Source organism: Ureibacillus sp. FSL K6-3587 (assembly GCF_038593165.1).
GTDB lineage: Bacteria > Bacillota > Bacilli > Bacillales_A > Planococcaceae > Ureibacillus > Ureibacillus suwonensis.
The window spans coordinates 3237877-3257149 of record NZ_CP151969.1 but is presented as its reverse complement, the minus strand read 5'-3'; the positions used below and the strand labels follow the sequence as shown (position 1 = coordinate 3257149).

General features: G+C 39.8%; 14 protein-coding genes. 10 read left to right on the top strand and 4 right to left on the bottom strand.

Going from position 1 to position 19273, the window contains the following annotated elements; all coding sequences use genetic code 11:
• Positions 1-482 precede the first annotated feature (482 nt).
• From NSS77_RS16065 to NSS77_RS16050, 4 genes are all read left to right on the top strand, one after another.
• Positions 483-4103, top strand: a complete 3621-nt coding sequence (locus NSS77_RS16065) for a dynamin family protein (protein WP_342469639.1) — start codon at positions 483-485, stop codon at positions 4101-4103.
• 278 nt (positions 4104-4381) lie between these two features.
• Positions 4382-5653, top strand: a complete 1272-nt coding sequence (locus NSS77_RS16060) for an IS4 family transposase (protein WP_342469638.1) — start codon at positions 4382-4384, stop codon at positions 5651-5653.
• Between the two features lie 508 nt (positions 5654-6161).
• On the top strand, positions 6162-7079 hold the full coding sequence (locus tag NSS77_RS16055; protein ID WP_328215237.1) for a stalk domain-containing protein: 918 nt from the start codon (positions 6162-6164) through the stop codon (positions 7077-7079).
• A 416-nt stretch (positions 7080-7495) separates the two neighbouring features.
• Entirely contained in the window at positions 7496-8695 is a 1200-nt protein-coding gene (locus NSS77_RS16050) for a malic enzyme-like NAD(P)-binding protein (protein ID WP_342469637.1), read from the top strand.
• A gap of 132 nt (positions 8696-8827) precedes the next feature.
• On the opposite strand, the gene NSS77_RS16045 is transcribed toward NSS77_RS16050, so the two are convergent.
• Positions 8828-9487, bottom strand: coding sequence for a YIP1 family protein (locus tag NSS77_RS16045; protein WP_342469636.1), 660 nt, complete (start codon positions 9485-9487; stop codon positions 8828-8830).
• A gap of 169 nt (positions 9488-9656) precedes the next feature.
• Complete coding sequence (gdhA, locus tag NSS77_RS16040) at positions 9657-11027, bottom strand: NADP-specific glutamate dehydrogenase (protein WP_342469635.1); 1371 nt, start codon at positions 11025-11027, stop codon at positions 9657-9659.
• Between the two features lie 157 nt (positions 11028-11184).
• Between gdhA and NSS77_RS16035 the strand changes: the two genes are divergently transcribed.
• Genes NSS77_RS16035 through NSS77_RS16020 form a run of 4 tightly spaced genes read left to right on the top strand, consistent with a single transcriptional unit; the run spans position 11185 to position 15142 of the window.
• The gene (locus NSS77_RS16035; RefSeq protein WP_342469634.1) at positions 11185-11661 is read left to right on the top strand and encodes a YaiI/YqxD family protein; all 477 of its coding nucleotides are present in this window, start codon (positions 11185-11187) and stop codon (positions 11659-11661) included.
• A complete protein-coding gene (locus NSS77_RS16030; RefSeq protein ID WP_342469633.1) occupies positions 11654-12979 on the top strand; it encodes a D-serine ammonia-lyase in 1326 nt (441 codons plus the stop codon). Before NSS77_RS16035 ends, NSS77_RS16030 begins: the two co-directional genes overlap by 8 nt.
• 46 nt (positions 12980-13025) lie before the next feature.
• Positions 13026-14096, top strand: coding sequence for a DUF4236 domain-containing protein (locus NSS77_RS16025; RefSeq protein ID WP_342469632.1), 1071 nt, complete (start codon positions 13026-13028; stop codon positions 14094-14096).
• On the top strand, positions 14093-15142 hold the full coding sequence (locus NSS77_RS16020; RefSeq protein WP_342469631.1) for a thermonuclease family protein: 1050 nt from the start codon (positions 14093-14095) through the stop codon (positions 15140-15142). Before NSS77_RS16025 ends, NSS77_RS16020 begins: the two co-directional genes overlap by 4 nt.
• Before the next feature lie 198 nt (positions 15143-15340).
• Here NSS77_RS16020 and NSS77_RS16015 read toward each other — a convergent pair whose 3' ends face one another.
• Positions 15341-16168: a phytoene/squalene synthase family protein gene (locus NSS77_RS16015; RefSeq protein WP_342469630.1), complete on the bottom strand. Its 828-nt coding sequence runs from the start codon at positions 16166-16168 to the stop codon at positions 15341-15343.
• A gap of 225 nt (positions 16169-16393) precedes the next feature.
• Here NSS77_RS16015 and NSS77_RS16010 point away from each other — a divergent pair, with 225 nt between their 5' ends.
• Positions 16394-17452 (top strand): 3'-5' exonuclease, encoded by a 1059-nt coding sequence (locus NSS77_RS16010; RefSeq protein WP_342469629.1) that lies wholly within the window; start codon positions 16394-16396, stop codon positions 17450-17452.
• 135 nt (positions 17453-17587) lie between these two features.
• Complete coding sequence (gene coaW, locus NSS77_RS16005; RefSeq protein WP_342469628.1) at positions 17588-18451, top strand: type II pantothenate kinase; 864 nt, start codon at positions 17588-17590, stop codon at positions 18449-18451.
• A 38-nt stretch (positions 18452-18489) separates the two neighbouring features.
• Here coaW and NSS77_RS16000 read toward each other — a convergent pair whose 3' ends face one another.
• Entirely contained in the window at positions 18490-18879 is a 390-nt protein-coding gene (locus NSS77_RS16000) for a ribonuclease HI family protein (RefSeq protein ID WP_342469627.1), read from the bottom strand.
• Between the last annotated feature and the right edge of the window lie 394 nt (positions 18880-19273).

Genomic DNA, 19273 nt, shown 5'->3' with positions numbered 1-19273 from the left:
AAAGACGAATGGTTTACCTGTTCATTGCTTCGACAATTGCCATCTATTGCTGGATCGGTACATACATTTTCGATCACGTGACAAAATGAGGCTGGGACATAACTAATAAAATGAATGAGCTGCAAAAGAATTTTTTGTAAAAAATTGATATCGTAGAAAATTGATAGGAGTGACGGGGCGACTCCTGCGGGAACAGCCCGAGTCTCGAGACCCCGCAGGAGCGAAGGTGTGAGCTCCGAGGAGGCTCGAGCCGGGCCCGCGGAAAGCGTCCCCGGAACGGAAATCAATTTTCTTCAATTATCAAAAAAACACCATTTTCTCACGGGAGAAAATGGTGTTTTTTATCTTTTGTCCCAGCCTCATTTTTTATACGAAAAAAACTCCATTTTCCTTTGAATCTTTTTGATTTACTAGCGATTTTGCTTTAAAACCATGTTAATATTATAATTGTGACAAAATGAAGGCAAAGGGGTATTTATTGCATGAGTACTTTTGACGAAAAAATGGAGCAACTGTTAGAACAAGCAGCGGTTCAATACATAGTCTTCAAACGGAATGAAGATGAAAAGCGGATGGAAAAACTCCATCTGTTTGCGAAAAAAATTCTGCAAAAAGAGTATGTCATTGGATTTGCGGGGCATTTTTCTGCTGGAAAATCCAGTATGATCAACGCTTTATCCGGAGAAGATATTTTAGCATCCAGTCCGATTCCGACAAGCGCAAATATCGTAAAAGTGCATAAATCGGATGAGGATTTTGCCATTTGTTACATGAAAAATGATAAGCCGGTGAAATTTGAAGCCGGTTACGATATAAAAACGGTCAAAGAATTGAGCAAAAACGGAGAGCTTGTGACTCAAATCGAAATCGGGCATAAAGATTCGAAATTGCCTGTTGGTGTAACTGTAATGGATACACCGGGAGTGGATTCCACAGACGATGCTCACCGAATGAGCACAGAATCCGCATTGCATATCGCAGACATCGTTTTTTATACGATGGACTACAACCATGTGCAATCCGAATTGAACTTCCAATTTACGAAACAATTAATGAAATACAATCCAAACGTCTATTTGATTGTGAACCAAATCGACAAGCATAATGAGAATGAGCTTTCTTTTGATGAATATAAAGAATCGGTCCACAACTCCTTCAAAGCTTGGGGAGTGGAGCCAAAAGGCATCTTTTTCACATCGTTGAAGCAATTGGATCATCCGCACAATGATTTTGAAAAAGTGAAGAACATTGTCATGGATTCCATGAATCATTGGCAGGAACGATTGATTGAAACGGCCGAAAACACTTTGAAAAAAATGCAAAGTGAACATTTGGCCTTCTTGGAAGAAGAGAAAAATGCCCGTTTTGAGGAGTTCTCGGAAGTTTTATCCGCCGATGATTGGGCAAACCGTGAAGATATTCTCGAACAATATGAAAAATTGAAATTGCAAACGGAACTTTTCTCTATTGAAAAATGGGAAGATAGCTTTAAAGAAAAGCGCAATGACTTGCTGGAAAATGCGGCCATCATCCCTGCGGATTTCCGGGAAAAATTGCGGCTTTATCTGGAAAGCCAGCAGGAAGGTTTCAAAGTGGGCGGCTTATTCGGTTGGAAGAAGAAAACACAGGAAGAGATCGATCGCCGGAAAAAAGACGTTTACGATCAATATCAATCCATTTTGCAATCCCAGATCATCGGGCACATGAAGTCTTTAATGAAACAGTTGTTGAAAGATGTTGGCGCGTTGACCGATGAAAGGGCGGGCGAAATCGATGCCATTTCCTTTGATGTGCCGTTCAGCCTCATCGAAGAATGCGTGCAAAAAAACGCCATCGTGACTGGCGATGCGGTGCTCAACTTTGCCAACCGGGTAAGAGAGGCGACACGCCGTTATTTCATCCGGGAAACGGACGCATGGAAAGAAAGTCAAATTCCGCTTTTGAAAGAAATCAGTGAAACGGCTCAAGCGCCGGCTCGGCAAAAATTGAAAAACCTGGAGAAAAAAGCGAAGGCGATTCAAAGCATTGCCCAAATGGACGAGAGAAAAGAATTTTTGGAAAGACAGCTCGTTCATGCATCGAAAGATACAAGGGATGGAGCAAGAAAACAGAAGGCGCTATGGGAAAACCGATTTGAACAAGAATTGAAAGAAATTCGGTTATTTGATCCATCCATGTTGAAAAAAGAAGAAAAAGAAGAGGTCATTGTCGAAGGGCATGAGGAGCATAACCGCCTATCCGTCCAAGGGGAAGAAGTCGTTGAAAACGCAGTGCGTACGGCAAAACTTGTCCGACAAGTCGAAGGTTTTGAAGAAGTGTCAGACTTCTTATTGAAAAAAGTGGAGAGACTTGAACATAAAGACTTTACAATTGCCTTATTCGGCGCTTTCAGTGCAGGGAAATCCAGCTTCTCCAATGCATTGATGGGCGAAAAAGTATTGCCGGTTTCTCCAAACCCGACAACAGCGGCCATCAATAAAATCCGTCCAGTCGATGAAGAACATCTTCACGAAACGGCGGATGTGCAATTAAAAACAAAGGATCAGTTATTGGAAGATATCCAATTTGCCTACGAAGCGATCGGCATGACGGTGCAATCGCTGGAAGAGGCTTATAATCGGGCGGATGAAGCTTTGCAGGTTGAACTGAAAGACGAGCGTTTGAATGTGCATAAATCCTTTATCCGCGCTTATAAAGAAGGATACCCAACGTACAGCGAAAAACTCGGTGAAGTTCTTCGGGTCAACAGGGAAGAATTTGAGCGCTTTGTTGCGGAAGAACGCCGCTCCTGCTTTGTGGGTAACATCAACTTCTATTATGATTGCCCGCTTACGCGCATGGGGGTAACCCTTGTAGACACACCGGGGGCGGATTCCATCAACGCACGCCACACAGGTGTCGCCTTTGAATATATCCGCAATGCCGACGCGATTTTGTTCGTCACATACTACAACCATGCCTTTGCAAAGGCGGACCGGGAATTCCTGATCCAGTTGGGCCGCGTAAAAGATGCCTTTGAATTGGATAAAATGTTCTTTATTGTGAATGCCATCGACTTGGCAAAAAATGAAGAGGAAGCGGAAGAAGTGAAGGCATACGTCCGCAATGAATTGCAGCGCTTTGGCATCCGATTCCCTAAATTGTTTGGTGTGTCCAGTTTGCTTGCGTTGCGTGAAAAGCGGGAAAAAGCGGAATATGCTTCCGGCATGCAGCCATTTGAAGAAGCCTTTTACCGTTTCTTGAACGAAGACCTTGCATCCATCGCAATCCAAGCGCTTCATGAGGAAGTGGAAAAAACCCATCAACGCTTGTCCGATTTAATCACGCAAACAGAGGAAAACTTAAAACGGAAAGATGAGCGCCTGGAAGAACTCGCCCAATTAGAAAATTATGTGGAAAAGCATTACAGCAGTGCGTCTACCAGCATGATTGAAAGCGATACGAAACAAGAGCTCGATGAATTATTATATTACGTGCTGCAACGGGTATATTACCGTTATCCTGACTTTTTCAGAGAAAGTTATAATCCATCGACTTTTGCGGCATTATCGCCTCAGGAAGCTTTAAGCAAAGCATTGAAAGAAACATTGAGTTCATTGAAATTCGACTTTGCCCAAGAGCTTCGGGTGACGAATTTCCGCATCGCCCAATTCATTCAAAAACAAATCAAAGAACGTTTCAAAGAAGAAAGCCGTTCTTTGAAAGAAATGAATCCGAGCTTCTCATTTATCGCTTATGAATTCGAAGATGCGGAATTATTGGATTTTGAAGGTCCATTTGAAGACTTCAATAAATATGCATCCGTGAAATCCTACTTCAAGAACACGAAATCCTTCTTTGAAAAGAATGAGAAGGAACAGTTGAAACAAGCGTTGGAAGATATGACAAAACCGGATGCGGAGCGTTATTTGGAAGAAGAAAAGCAGCGGATGATGGACTGGGCGAAAGAGCAAATTGCGAAGGAAGCGGAAGGATTGCGCAAGCATATTTACCACCAAGCGATGAATCAAATCCACACAGAGCGTCTGTTATTGCGGGAAGAAAGCCGTTTGGCGACTTGGAAAGAAATATATCAACAATTGCAGAAGGTGGAGTTGAAATAAGGAAGAGAGGCTGGGACAAAAGATAAAAAACACCATTTTCTCCCGGGAGAAAATGGTGTTTTTTTGATAATTGAAGAAAATTGATTTCCGTTCCGGGGACGCTTTCCGCAGGCCCGGCTCGAGCCCAATGTCATCAACTTAATGTTACATTTAATGGAAAATAATATTTAATTTAACTTTTATAAAATTAGGTAATAAGCCTCTTGTAATTTTAAAAAGGACACCAAAATCGTTTTAGAAGCCAATTTTTGGTTAATAAAACGAGGATGGTGGTTTTTTTGAAAACAAAAAGTACTTTTTTAGGGGCAATTGAGATTACTCGAAAGTTGCTGAATGATGTGATGTTTATGCTTGAATCTCGGACAAAAGAAACGTATTTTACACGAAAAGAAAAGAAGTTAAATTTTAAAAATACTATTCTATTTAGCTTAAACTTTGTTAAAAAGAGCCTCCAAATTGAACTTGACGACTTTTTCGACAAATTTAATTTATCAGAAATTAGTATTTCCAAACAAGGCTATTCAGCCGCACGAAAAAAGATTTCTCCTCTCGCTTTTGTAAAACTTACAAAAGCGATTGTGAATTGGTATTATGAAGAAAATTCCTTTAAAACTTATCGTGGATTTAGACTTTGCGCAATCGATGGAAGTGTGCTCCAAATTCCTGATACTGAGGAGCTTCGAAATTATTTTGGGTATGGAAAAAATCATAAGACAAGTTATGCAAGAGCTAGTGCCTCTTGTATTTACGATCTTGAGAATGGAATCATTATTACTTCTAGAATCAATCCATATAAGGTAGCTGAGCGAGATAGTGCAAAGGATATGATTGAAGAACTCGTACAAATTGGATTAAAAAATGATCTTTTTTTATTTGATCGAGGGTATCCATCGAGAGATTTTATTGCCTATTTAGATGCCCTTGGTATCAAATATGTGATGCGATGTCAAAAAAATACGATAAAGGAAATTGTCGAAGCGAAAGATGCTGATCAAAACATTCATATAATACATAGGAAACAAGTGATTACTGCTCGTGTAGTTAGATTCCCACTGGATTCTGGCACGGAAGAAATACTTGTCACAAATTTAACCGAGGAAGAGTTTGATATCTCTGAGTTTAAATCTCTTTATTTTAAACGCTGGGGAATTGAAACAGAATATAATGATGTGAAAAATAAAATCGAAATAGAAAATTTCACGGGTAGTTCGAAAATCGCAATTGAACAAGATTTCTATGCATCAATATATTTATCGAATATGGTCAGTTTATTGAGAAATGATGCCAATGAAACAATTAATGAGGAGAGTAAGAAAAAAAGACGAAAACATGATTATCAAGTAAACACAAATATCTTAATAGGAAAATTAAAGGATAGGATGGTTCACTTATTATTAGAAGATTGTCCAATCAAAAGAGAGAGAATGTTTACAAAAATCATGAAAGTGATTATAAGAAATAAGACACCTATTCGGTCTGGGAGAAGCTACCCACGAAGGAATGGTCTGTTCTCAACAAAGTATCCCCTAAACCAAAAAAGGTGTCTATAAACAAAACATAGGATAAATATAACCTATTTGTTTATTAAATGTAAATAAATTAGGGGCTTAAAAAAATAAAAATTTAAGCCCCGGGCATCCTATTGCCTTTTTTAGCCGATTTTAGAAAATTATCAACACTTTGTAGGTTGAATAGTATTTTTAAAAGTAGACAGCCAGATGGTTGCCTACTAACTGTAAATTATTGGTTGAATAAGTTTCTGACATTGGGCTCGAGCCTCCTCGGAGCTCAATCCTTCGCTCCTGCGGGGTCTCGAGAGGGCTCGTCGCAGGAAAGCTTTTGCTTTGCGACTAAGCGTGCGCGACAGAAACTCGCCCCGTCACTCCAATCAATTTTTTACAAAAAATCTTTTTGCAGCTCGTTCACTTTATTAGTTATGTCCCAGCCTCTTTTTTATTTTGAAAAACAACCGGAAAAAGAAAATTTTGGGGAACTTTGTAACCTTTTCCGCTTCCATTCGACTAATTGAACGAAAACAAAAAAGAAAGGAGAGAAAGCATGAAAAAAACCTTGTCAACTCTTTGTGCATTGGCATTGCTCGGCAGCTTTGCAGTGCTCCCGGATGCGCGCGTACAAGCGCAAGAAAACGCTCCCAACGAGACTGTGGAAAAAAAGGCGGAGGTTCAATTCAACTATTTTCAGGTGAGCGGAACAATCAGTAAAATCTCGAAACAAGAGAACGGCCAATTCTTTGCCACAATTGATTCGGAACAAAATCCTTTTGGTTTTTACTTCGATGATGAAACTTTGGTATTTGATAATGCCGGAAATGCGGTTGAATTGAAAGAGGGCATGAAGATAACCGCCTTTGTCGATGGTACAAAGCCGATGATCATGATTTATCCGCCTCAATATTCGCCGGATGTGGTCATTGTTAATACGGACAATCCGGGCACGGTTCAGTTGGACAAATTCGACCAAAAGTTTTTAAATGCGGCCAAAGATTTGTACATTCACTTTGATGAAAAAACGGAAATTATCAATTTATCCGGCAAAAAATTAAAGAAAGACTCGGTGATCGATAAGGAAGTACTGATTTTCTATGAAGTTGTGCTTGAATCCTATCCGGCACAAACAGGCCCGTCAAAGGTCATCGTGTTGGAACGGGATGAGAATGGGCAACAAGCATCAAATATAGAGAAAGCATATAAAATTGCGGAACAGGATCACTATTATATCAACAATGTGAAAATGGTGCCGTTAAGATTGATAGCCGAACAGCTTGGATACAGGGTGGATTCCACTGGGAATGGAGCGGTTGTATCCAAGGGCTGCGTTTTCTATATCATTACGAGAGGCAAAACAAGCTACATCCAAAACCAAACAACGAAGCAGTTCGCCAAGGCGCCTGCACTGTTGGAGCCACGTAAAACATACGTGCCATACGACTTTATCGAGGAACTTGCAGGGAATTAATTAGATACATCGGGTTACCAATCATGAATGGGACACTTCAAATCATTTGGGGTGTCTCTTATTTTTTTGTTGAAATTATGAAAATTTTGTGACAACTCTATTTTTTTATTAATTGAAGTATGTGAAAACTATCATATTTGACCAAGTAAAATAGTGTGTTTTCCTTTTCACAATAAAAAGCTTGTGAAATCAAGGTTTCTATTGTGAAAAGTGAGTTATTTATTATATCAATATAATAAAAAATCCCGGTTTTTATAGAGAGTGAAGCCGTTTAAAAATCATGAAAGCGCTTTAAAAACCTTTGAATATCAATATTTTTTCGATGATTTACAAAAAATGTTATTGACTTCAATTGGGTAAAGTAATATTATACAAAAAACAATATTTTAAAAAGTGGTTGAGGGGGATGAATAAGAATGGATTTAATGAAACAATCTTTGGAAATGCATCAGCGATTTAAGGGGAAAATGGAGATTATTTCAAAAGTGCCCGTAAATGATGCGCGGGATTTAAGTTTGGCCTATTCTCCTGGAGTTGCTGCACCTTGTCAGGAAATCGAAAAAAATCCAATGCGAGTATATGATTATACAATGAAAGGAAATTTGGTGGCGGTTGTATCTGATGGAACTGCCGTGTTAGGGTTGGGGGATATTGGTCCGGAAGCGGCACTTCCCGTAATGGAAGGTAAGGCGTTATTGTTGAAGCGGTTTGCAAATGTGGATGCGGTGCCAATCACATTAAATACAAAAGATGTGGATGAGATCGTCAGAACAGTGAAAGCAATGGAGCCTACATTTGGCGCGATCAATTTGGAAGATATTGCAGCTCCCCGCTGTTTTGAAATAGAAGAACGCCTTAAAGCGGAATGCAATATTCCGGTTTTCCACGACGATCAACACGGAACGGCAATTGTAGTTGCAGCAGGATTGGAAAATGCTTTAAAAATTGTTGGAAAACGGAAAAGAGAGGTAAAAATCGTCATTAACGGTGCAGGTGCGGCTGGGATCGCCACATTGAAACTGTTGAAGAATTTCGGCTATGAAAATATTGTCGTTTGTGATTCAAAAGGAATCCTTTATGAAGGCCGCGCTTCCATGAATCCGGTGAAGGAAGAAATCGCAAGGATTTCAAATCCGGAAAAATTGAAAGGGACATTGGATGATGCCATTGTCGGTGCGGATATATTCATCGGCGTTTCCGTTGCCAACATTTTGACGAAAGCCCATATCGATTCCATGAAACGGGATCCGATTGTTTTTGCATTGGCAAATCCACATCCGGAAATCACATATGAGAATGCGCAGCGTTGGGGAGTGCGAATCATCGGTACAGGACGTTCAGACTATCCGAACCAGGTTAATAACGTGCTTGCGTTCCCTGGTATATTCAGAGGAGCATTGGATGTGTTGGCTTCGGAGATTAACGAAGAAATGAAAATGGCTGCTGCCCGTGCCATTGCATCCCTTGTTGAGGAAAGTGAATTAAGGGAAGATTATGTGATTCCGAAACCATTGGATGAAAGGGTCGTACCGGCTGTTGCCAAGGCCGTGGCAAATGCGGCAATCGAATCCGGTGTATCGAAGCTCTACAGCAATCAACAAGCAAATGTCATTTAATGATTTGCGAAGGGATGATTATATTTAATCCTTTCGAAATATTCTGAACATTTTGGAATTAATATAAATACGGCTTGGAATTGAAAAGGAAATGCTTCCGTATCTTTTCAACTCCAAGCCTTTTGTCAATGATCAGAAAAAGTATGCGATTCCTAAGAACATGATGATTACACCGATAATGAGTCCGATGATGACGAATATGATTGTTAAAATAATAATGAATATCAATGCAGTGAAGAAAGATTTCCAATTGGAAAACTGATGCGCTTCAGCGATTGCCGCAATCATGATGACAATCGACCAGATGCTGACGGCAACGGTGAACAGTAAACCAATGATCGAGAAGGCTCCAAATTGATCGCTCATATTGAATAAACTTTCCGGATCGATGATCATCCAAAGCAGATAAATCGGAATCAACACGATGAATGGCCATGCGGTAAGGGAAGACGCTTTAAATATTTGTTCATAAGTACCTTGGCCTGAAAACAGTTTTCCGATGAGCCATACTCCTAATGCGGAAAAAGCATTGCTGATTATGCCAACGATCGGGGAAAGAATGATGGTGAGTAAAACGATTGCCCAAAGGGGGAAATCCGGATACAATCCCATGTCAATATATCCTGAAAAAAGGCTTCCAATATAACCGATGGATAAGAGTGAAATCACGAATGGGAATTTTTTATACTCTAATACATAACGTGCTGTCCGTTTCGGATGCAACCAAATGGTCAATAACGGATTGATTTTTTCTTGTTCTTGTTCTTGCTGGTAAGATTCGTTTTCGTTCATTAAAAAACCTCCTTAATATTCTCCCAATATAAAGTAAAACATATTCCATATTTATGTATCAATAGGCAAAAAAAGCTAATTGCTGTGATAAAAATCACAACAATTGGCTCGGAAAATGTTATATATTTTAACCCCTTTTTTAAATAAATTCCCCTATTTTTTGAAGCGATTAATATACCCCTTCAGCAACCATACCGTTTGCGACTTTAATGAATCCCGCGATATTTGCACCAACCATTAAATTGCCTGGAGAACCGTATTTTTCAGCGCATTCTTTGCTTGTTCTGTAGATTTCTTTCATAATATCATGGAGTTTTGCATCCACTTTATCAAAAGACCAGTAAGTGCGGCTGGAGTTTTGCGCCATTTCTAAAGCGGAAGTTGCAACACCGCCCGCGTTGGCAGCTTTTGCAGGTCCGAATAATACACCATTTGCCAAATATTCATTGATGGCTTCCGGAGTTGAAGGCATGTTTGCCCCTTCTGCAACCACTTTTACGCCATTAGCGATCAAAGTTTTTGCAGATTCGCCGTCGATTTCATTTTGAGTTGCACAAGGCAATGCGATATCGCAAGGAATTGTCCAAATGCCTTTGCAGCCTTCTGTATAAGTTGCGTTTGGACGATATTCAAGATATTTTTTAATACGTTCGCCTTTTACTTCTTTAATTTCTTTGACTGCATTCAAATCGATGCCTTCTGGATCGTAAATGTAACCGTTGGAATCAGAACATGCAACAACTTTTGCTCCGAAATGTTGGGCTTTTTCGATAGCGTAGATTGCAACGTTACCAGAACCGGAAACAACAACTGTTTTGTCTAAGAATGATTCGTTTTGGTCGCGCAACATTTCTTCCACGAAGTATACTAAACCGTAGCCAGTCGCCTCTTTACGAGCTAAAGAACCGCCGTAACCAGGTTGTTTACCAGTTAACACACCTGCTTCGTGCATTGCTTTGATGCGTTTGTATTGGCCCCATAAATAACCGATTTCGCGTGCACCTACACCGATATCTCCGGCAGGAACATCGACATCAGGACCGATATGACGGTATAATTCAGTCATAAATGCTTGGCAGAAACGCATAATTTCCGCATCGGATTTTCCTTTAGGGTCAAAGTCGGAACCGCCTTTTGCACCACCGATTGGCTGTCCTGTCAATGCGTTTTTGAAAATTTGTTCAAAGGCTAAGAATTTCATGATGGATTCGTTTACGGATGGATGGAAACGGAGTCCGCCTTTGTATGGTCCAATTACATTATTGAATTGAACACGATAACCTTTGTTTACATGAACACGGTTTTGATCATCTTGCCAAGTTACGCGGAAGCTGATAATGCGATCCGGTTCAACGATTCTTGAAAGGATGTTGTGTTCGATGTATTCAGGATGTTGTTCAAATACCGGAACCAATGTGGAGAATACTTCTTCTACTGCTTGTAAAAACTCTGGTTGATAATCATATTTATTTTTGAGTTGGTTATAAACAGAATCGATGTACTCTTTTGCATTCGCTTTATTTTTTACAGTTGTTGTCATTGTTTGTTTTCCCCCTTAGAAATCTTATGAGAAAATGTTATTACGATTTTTCAAACAATTCAATCACCATTTTTTGTACTAAGGAAAATAAAATGTTAAATTATGTAAAATAAAATTATATTTAAATAATATTTATTCCCAAATATTAGTAAAGGGGATGGTGTGTATAATTTCCGTTCTAATTGATGCCGATGCCTGCCCAGTCCTTGATATTGCTGTGTTTGTTTCATCTCAATATGAGATAAAACCATTCTTGTTTTGCGATACTTCCCATCAAATAGAAATGGAGAATGCAATAACAATTCAAGTATCGGAAGGGCGGGATTCCGTTGATTTTGCGATAGTGAATGCGGTTTCAAAATACGATATTGTGATCACACAAGATTACGGTTTGGCTGCCATGTGTTTGGCAAAAGGTGCCTTTGTTTTAAACCAAAATGGAAAAGAATTTACAGATGAAAACATTGATCAAATGCTCTTTTTTAGGCATGAAAATGCAAAATTTCGTCGTTCGGGCGGAAAAACGAAGGGACCCAAAAAACGAACAGAGAAAAATAATTTGGACTTTGAAATAAAATTTCGACAAATTTGTGAACGGGCGCTTTTGGCGAAAAAGGAGGATGAAAATGCCTGACTTACCACGCAATCTTTCGGAAAATGAACAGTTGATGTTGGACAAAATGAAAAAATCTCAACCTGTATTATGGATAAACCCGAACAAAACGGATCAATTGCCGCAAAATCATTCCTTTACTTTTCAGCATGTTCTTGAAGCGGAAAAACGCCTGAAAAGATTCAGCCGATATATACAGGTAGTGTTTCCCGAAACTCAAAAATTACAAGGGATCATTGAATCAAAAATAATTGAAATACCCAATATGAAGCCATTTATTGAGAAGAATGCAAATAAGAAGCTTTTGGGCAAGCTTCTATTAAAATGCGATCATGAATTGGCGGTTTCCGGTTCAATCAAAGCGCGCGGGGGCATTTATGAAGTATTGAAATATGCGGAACAATGCGCCATCCAACACGGATTCATAAAAGAAACGGATGATTACTCCCAATTTGCCGGCGAAGAGTTTCAGAAGCTTTTCAGCCGATATAAAATTGCGGTCGGATCAACGGGCAATTTAGGGTTAAGCATTGGAATCATGGCCGCAAAATTGGGTTTTCAAGTGACTGTGCATATGTCCAAGGACGCAAAAGAATGGAAAAAGAATTTGCTTCGGGAAAAGGGTGTCCAAGTGATTGAATATGAGTCCGATTATAGTTTGGCCGTGGAAGAAGGAAGAAAGCAGGCCGAAAAAGATCCGATGTGCCATTTTGTGGATGATGAAAACTCCATCGATTTGTTCAGCGGATATGCTGTGGCCGCCCTTCGATTGAAAAAACAGCTGGAGGATTTAAAAATCCCGGTAGATCAAGAGCATCCTTTATTTGTCTATTTGCCTTGCGGAGTCGGCGGCGGACCTGGGGGAGTGGCATATGGATTAAAAGCTTTGTATAAAGGACATGTCCATATTTTCTTTGGGGAACCGACCGAGTCTCCGTGCATGCTGTTAGGGATGATGACAGGGTTGCATGACCAAATATCCGTTGATGACATCGGATTAACGAACCGTACGGAAGCGGACGGGTTGGCGGTTGGCCGTCCGTCGAAGTTTGTCGGGAAATTGATGGAACCGATTTTAAGCGGATGTTATACAGTGGAAGATGCATTTTTATTTGAAAGTTTGAAGGAAATGGTCCGAAGAGAGGGGATTTTTATGGAACCTTCGAGCCATGCAAGTGTATTCGGACCTATTCAATTGTTGAAGGAAGGCAAAGACTATTTGAAGGAACAGGGATTGATCGAGCGTTTCGATCAAGCCACCCACATTTTGTGGGGGACAGGCGGCAATATGGTTCCGCAAGAACAGAGGGACTCATATTTAAATAAAACATTGCGGTAACGAAAGAATTTTATGCATGCAAACAGTTTCAGGAGTGATGGCAATTATGGGGTTTCGATTCCGAAAAAGTATTAAATTGGCTCCAGGTGTGAGGTTAAATGTCGGGAAAAAGGGGGTCGGCGTTTCTGTCGGCGGGAAAGGGGCGCGGATTAGTTCGAGCAGCCGCGGGACAACGTTTAGTGCGGGAATCCCCGGAAGCGGCTTGTCTTATCAAAAACAACTCACTTCCCGTTCCAAAACATCCCGGACAAACTACCAAAAAATTTTAAAAGAACAACAAAAACTTCAAGAACAGGAGAAAGCGAAAGAGATAGTCGGCATGTATGAAACGCTTATTCAATCCCTGACGAATCTCCATGAACGCGTTTCTTCCCCGATCAATTGGCATGAAATTGCATCTTCCAACCCTCCCTTTGACATTCATAGCGAAGAGGGCCCTACGGTAAAAGCATTGAAACAGAAGGCGGATCAGTTTTCGCCTTCTTGGAGGGATAAATTGTTCAATAGGGTGGAAGCGCGGAAGAAAGCCATTTTGGCAGATATCGAACTTGCCAAATTGGAAGATGAAAAGATATATAAAACTTGGGAGAATGACAAAAGATTGGCGGAAAAAGTTCTGGAGCATCAAAAGGATGCTTGGCAGGCCGTCATCACCAAATATGCTCCTTTTGAAGAGATTGAGGAACTCGGAAGCAAAGTCCGGTTTGAATTTGAAGGTCTTCGTGCTGTTGTGAAATTGGATATATTAAATCGTACGGTTGTTCCCGTCAATGTTCTGTCTTTAACAAAAACGGGGAAGCTCTCTGAACGGAAAATGGCAAAGGGAAAATATCTTCAACTATATCAAGATTATGTATGCAGTTGTACATTAAAAATCGCCAGAGAGTTTTTTCATTTATTGCCGGTCGATGAAGTGTTGATCCATGTATACGATGAGTCCCTTTCGGAGGAATCCAAGACATATGGATGCATTTTATCTGTCTTTTTCCCTGGAAATGAATTCCGACACTTGGATTTTACCGATATCGATTGTTCAGAGACCATTGAAAAATTCCCGCATCATATGCGGTTTTTAAAAACGAAGGGCTTTCAGTTTGTGGAGGAATTGAATGTATGAAAAAGTGGATCTGGTTTTTTTTGGCAATTATAGCTTTACTGCTGTCATTGATCCAACCGGTATTGGCGATCGGATTAGGAATTGCCGTTTGGGGGCTTTATGAATGGAAGGTGAACAAACAATTAAAAGTCCATTCAAAAATGCCTCCCGTTATCTTCATTATTGGATTGGCTGTTGCAATGATAGGGCTGGCCAATATGGATGGACAAGAAGAAACCGTTAAGACAGACGTGGCTTCCGAAGAAAGGAACACTGAAAAACCGGAAGATGTGGAACTTGAAAACCATAAGGAAGAAAAGGAAACACTTCCGGAAGAACAAAAAGTGAATAAAGAGGATGAGAAGGGGACAGTTGGACAGGATAAGGAAAAGCTTTTGCAAAACTTGGGTCTAGCAGCGGCTACCGTATCACGGGTGGTAGATGGAGATACAATCGAACTTTCTGATGGCAGCAAAGTTCGATTAATAGGCGTCAACACCCCTGAATCCACTACCCGTACGGAACCTTACGGGAAAGAAGCGAGCAATTATACGAAATCAAAATTGGAAGGGAAAAAAGTATACTTGCAAAAAGACGTTTCAGAAACGGACAGATATGGCAGGCTTTTGAGAATCGTTTGGTTGGACATTCCGACCGATTTGATGGATGAAAATGAAATCCGGACAAAAATGTTTAATGCGGATCTTGTATTAAATGGCTATGCAGAACCATCCACTTATCCGCCTGATGTAACCTATGCCGAATATTTTAGAAAATTCGCCAGAGAAGCGCGGGAAAAGGGAACGGGGTTATGGTCTTATGGTCCGGAAGGGACGACGAAGGGGGACTTTGATAAGCAATCGGGTGGCTCTTCAACATCGTCTTCCGGTTCATCAAGCGGAACATCTGAACAGAAGTCGGATAGAGGCGCAACATCTGGGGGAACAGAAAATTTCAAAAACTGTACCGAATTGAGAAAAGTTTATCCGGATGGTGTTCCGGCAGGTCATCCTGCTTATCAGAGCAAATTCGACCGGGACCATGACAATTACGCCTGCGAAAGATGATGCAATAGTTTGGAAGAAGAGGGAATGATGAATGGGTCATTTTTCATTCACTCATTCTCTTTTTTGAAAACGGGTGTAAAGCGGGAAATCCAATCAGGGATGGACATTCCGCCAGTAGGATTGTCGAAGATTCCGCTAAAAAATTTCGGCTTATCCTCAAGTGTAAATCAGCATTTCACTTAAGGATAAGCCGTATTTTCATTCTGCCAAAATTTCTTTTACCGTTTCTTCCACTTCGCTGCGGCTCACTTTTTCCTTGCCATTTTTCAAAGCATCCAATGTTTTATGGGCAAGGGCAAGAGGTAAGCGGCAGAACAACAGAATGGAACGTTTCGATATATCATCCATATATTGATCGGCTTTTTGCAAATTTTCCTCGGTATATCGGAATAAATCTTCCCTCGTCCATCCTTGGGGGATGAAGCTTACGCCGCGTGTTTCCATATCTTCGTGTTGATTGCGCAAAATATTGACCGCTTGCAAGCCCCTGCCGTATCCGATTGCCAAATCGCGGTCCGTTTTGACTTGACTGTCCCATTCCCATAAATCTGAAAGCATGACACCGACAAGTCCTGCAACGTAATATGTATAATCGTCCAAATCTTCCTTTGTCCGGACTTGCCAGTTGGCTTTTGCCCATTTCGCCATACCAAAGGCCATTTCGCTGGCGGCATCACAGACGATTTTTTTGGATCCCGCGGGCAATAAAGAAATCCAGTCATTCATGCGCATCGTCACTTCAGGCATGTACTGCTTCACAGGCTCCAATAGTTGCAAATAACATTCATTATCAAAAGGTTCTTCCTTTAACAACCCGCTTACTTCCATTAAAAGAAAATGTTTCGTTTCGTTTGTCACCTCCGGATGCTCGTTATCTTCAATTTCATCCAAAGCGCGCATAATCAAATAAGCATTCGCCACAGCCGTTTTCAAATCTTTCTTTAAAAAAGTAATCGGTATATAAAAGGTGCGACTCGTTTCTTTCAGTACTCTCATGGCATCTTTTTCGAGTGCTTTCATGTTCATATGACAAATAATCCTCCGATCATTACCCTTTCTATTTATCCTACATTAATTTTTTCAAAAAGAAAAACAAAACCTCTGAAATTATTATGGACAAGAAAAAGTTATTATTTTCATCCTTTGATTAATAAACACCGGAAATATTTTTGTGTAAATTTGCGTGTTTTTCTTTCAACTTTCCGATACAATGGGAGGGGATAGATTGATAGAAAAAAGGTGGATTCACTTGTGAGAAAGGAAACTTATATTTTTTTGGATATTGAGGCGGCTTTAGTCCGCGGAAAACAGCACATCATTGAAATAGGGGCGGTGAAATGGCTGCCGAATGATGAGGTTGAGTTTTTCTCGGAATTGATTCAGCCGTATAAATTAAAAAAATTGAGCAATAAAATACAGCAATTAACAGGCATCCAAACGGAAGATTTATTATCGGCCCCTTCCTTCAAACAAGTCATCAACCGGTTCAAGGAATGGTGCCAAGGGAATGCCATCTTCGTTACCTTTGGCGAATTTGACAGGAAAATTTTAGAAGAGGAACTTTTCCGCAATCGAATCCAACGGCGTTTTATATATCCAATGGTCGATTTTCAACAAAAATATATGATTGAGAATCAAATCAAGGTGCAACCGAGTTTGAACGAATTGATGGAAAAATTCGATATCGTTTCGGTTCAACAGCACCGGGCACTGGATGATGCAAAGACATTATTTCAAATTTTTAAATCTGTAGACGGCCATAAAGTCATTGAAAGACAAAAGACGAACCAATTTGCTGTATATTTGAGTGAGGTCCATCACGGCGAGAATGCAGCCGAGGTATATTTAACATATATCACCGGTGAAATTTTCCCTTCAAAAATCAGCATCCATTCAATGGATACCATTCATAAGTCTTTATCGTATATAAAAAAAGAACGGGAATTCGTTCAAGAAGACGGCAGTGTTATCAAGACGGATTATGTTGAAGTTCTGCCAAACGCAGAGTTGGCCGAATATTTACGGAAAGTGGCCGAAGATATTGAAAATAAAGTGTTGATCACCCGTTCCGGTTTAAAACAAATTTCCCGCATCAACCGCCTGCATCAATGTGTCATGCCGAAAACGGAAGTGATGACATTGCAAAATTTGTTGATGGATGCCGAGGCGTTGAGCCAGTTTACAATCAATGGGCAGCCATTGGATACATATGAAAAATCTTTATGTAAATTATTATTCAGATATAAGCACAGACTAATCAAAGAATTCAAAAGAAGAAATTTGTTTGCAAGAGAAGGGGTAAAAGTTTAATTTTATCCACAAAAATTATATAATTTTACTATCATTCTTTTTTGTTTTGAATTTTAATAAAATTGTAAAAAAATATTGCAATAAAAAATTAATCCAGTTAAAGTGTAGAGAGGGAATCAATAAAGGAGAAAGTCTATGAGGAATACAATAGGAATTGATGCAGGCGGCACTTTAACGAAAGTAGCATTCTTGGACGATCATAATGAATTCCATTTTAAAGCGTTCCCATCAAAAGATTTGTCATTGGTGAAAGAATGGATTGAATCCCTTCCTGAAATTGAGGAAATCGGAATTACCGGCGGCAGAACCGAACAGCTTTTATCCAAGTTGAAGACCAATAAATCCATCGACTATGTTGTGGAATTTGATGCGACAATCAAAGGGGTAAAATACTTATTAAAAAAAGAAGGCCATAATATTCAAAAAAGCATCATTACAAATGTAGGAACAGGCACAAGCATTCATTATATGGAAAATGAAAATCATGTGCGCGTCGGTGGGACAGGCATTGGCGGCGGCACATTAACCGGCCTCTCCACCATCATTACAGGACTTACGGATTTCAGGGAAATTACAAAAATCGCAAAACAGGGGAAACGGGAATTCATTGATTTGTTTGTAAAGGATATTTTCGAAGGAATGGAACCTCCAATCGAGGGACATTTGACGGCAAGCAATTTTGGAAAGGTGAATATATTAAATCACAATTCGTATCCGATTCCTGACTTGCTTGCGACCATCCAAGCTTTGGTCGGGGAAGTGATTACGACTTTAAGCATCCAATATGCGGATATGAAAAAATCCGAAACCATCATTTACATTGGTTCCACATTGGCGGATAACGACCATTTAAAAGAAGTGATCGCCAATTACACCATTTTGAAAAAGCATACGCCCATCTTCTTGAATGATTGCGGATTTTCCGGAGCAATCGGGGCTCTATTGAATAAAGTTGAACAAAGAAAATTGCTTGAAGATAAAAATGGGATTCTTACTTGAATAAAGAAGAATCCCATTTATTTTTTATATTAAATTGTTTAAATCCCTTTTCGGATTGCTTGGCGCGCCAGCATATCAGCCGCTTTATTTTGTTGTTCCGGAATCCATTTGATAAAAAACAGCTCAAATTCTTCGATCAGTTTCAATGCGGTTTCCAAATACGGTTTGAACAGTTCGTTTTTCACATATTGCTTTTCAACGGAACTTACCACAATTTTCGAGTCGGAACGGATCGAGACGAAAGACGTTCCCAGTTTTTTCGCTTCTTCCAATCCGCGAATCAAGGCGATAAATTCCGCAATATGGTTGTTTGAATCGCCTATAAACTCTCCGATTTGAATGGAATGTCCTTCCCCTCTGATAAACAAACCGATTCCGCTCGGACCGGGATTTCCGCTGCTGGCACCATCGATGTAGACTTCTAACATATTTCCCCCATATTTCTTACATAAAATTATTTTCTAATCTTATTATAGCGCAAATATAGAAAATCAGTGAAAGGGAACGATTACGGATTTCAATTTTTTTGGACATCGATAATTATTTTTTGATCAAGTGAGATTTTTTCAACGTCAATTCCGTTTTATTAAGTGAAGAGGAAAAGGAGGAATAACATGGATGAGGACGTTCGTTATGTACGCCAAATCTTGGCAGGGAATAAGAGGGCAAATATCCACACCATTATCCGAATACTTTTCTTGCATCCAGTTTATTAAAGACGACCAAAATATTTTGTGAAAAGAACTTTGGTGTATACTCCAAAAATATATGAGTTTTACTTTATATTATATTCGCATTGAAAAATTAGATTAGATTTCATTA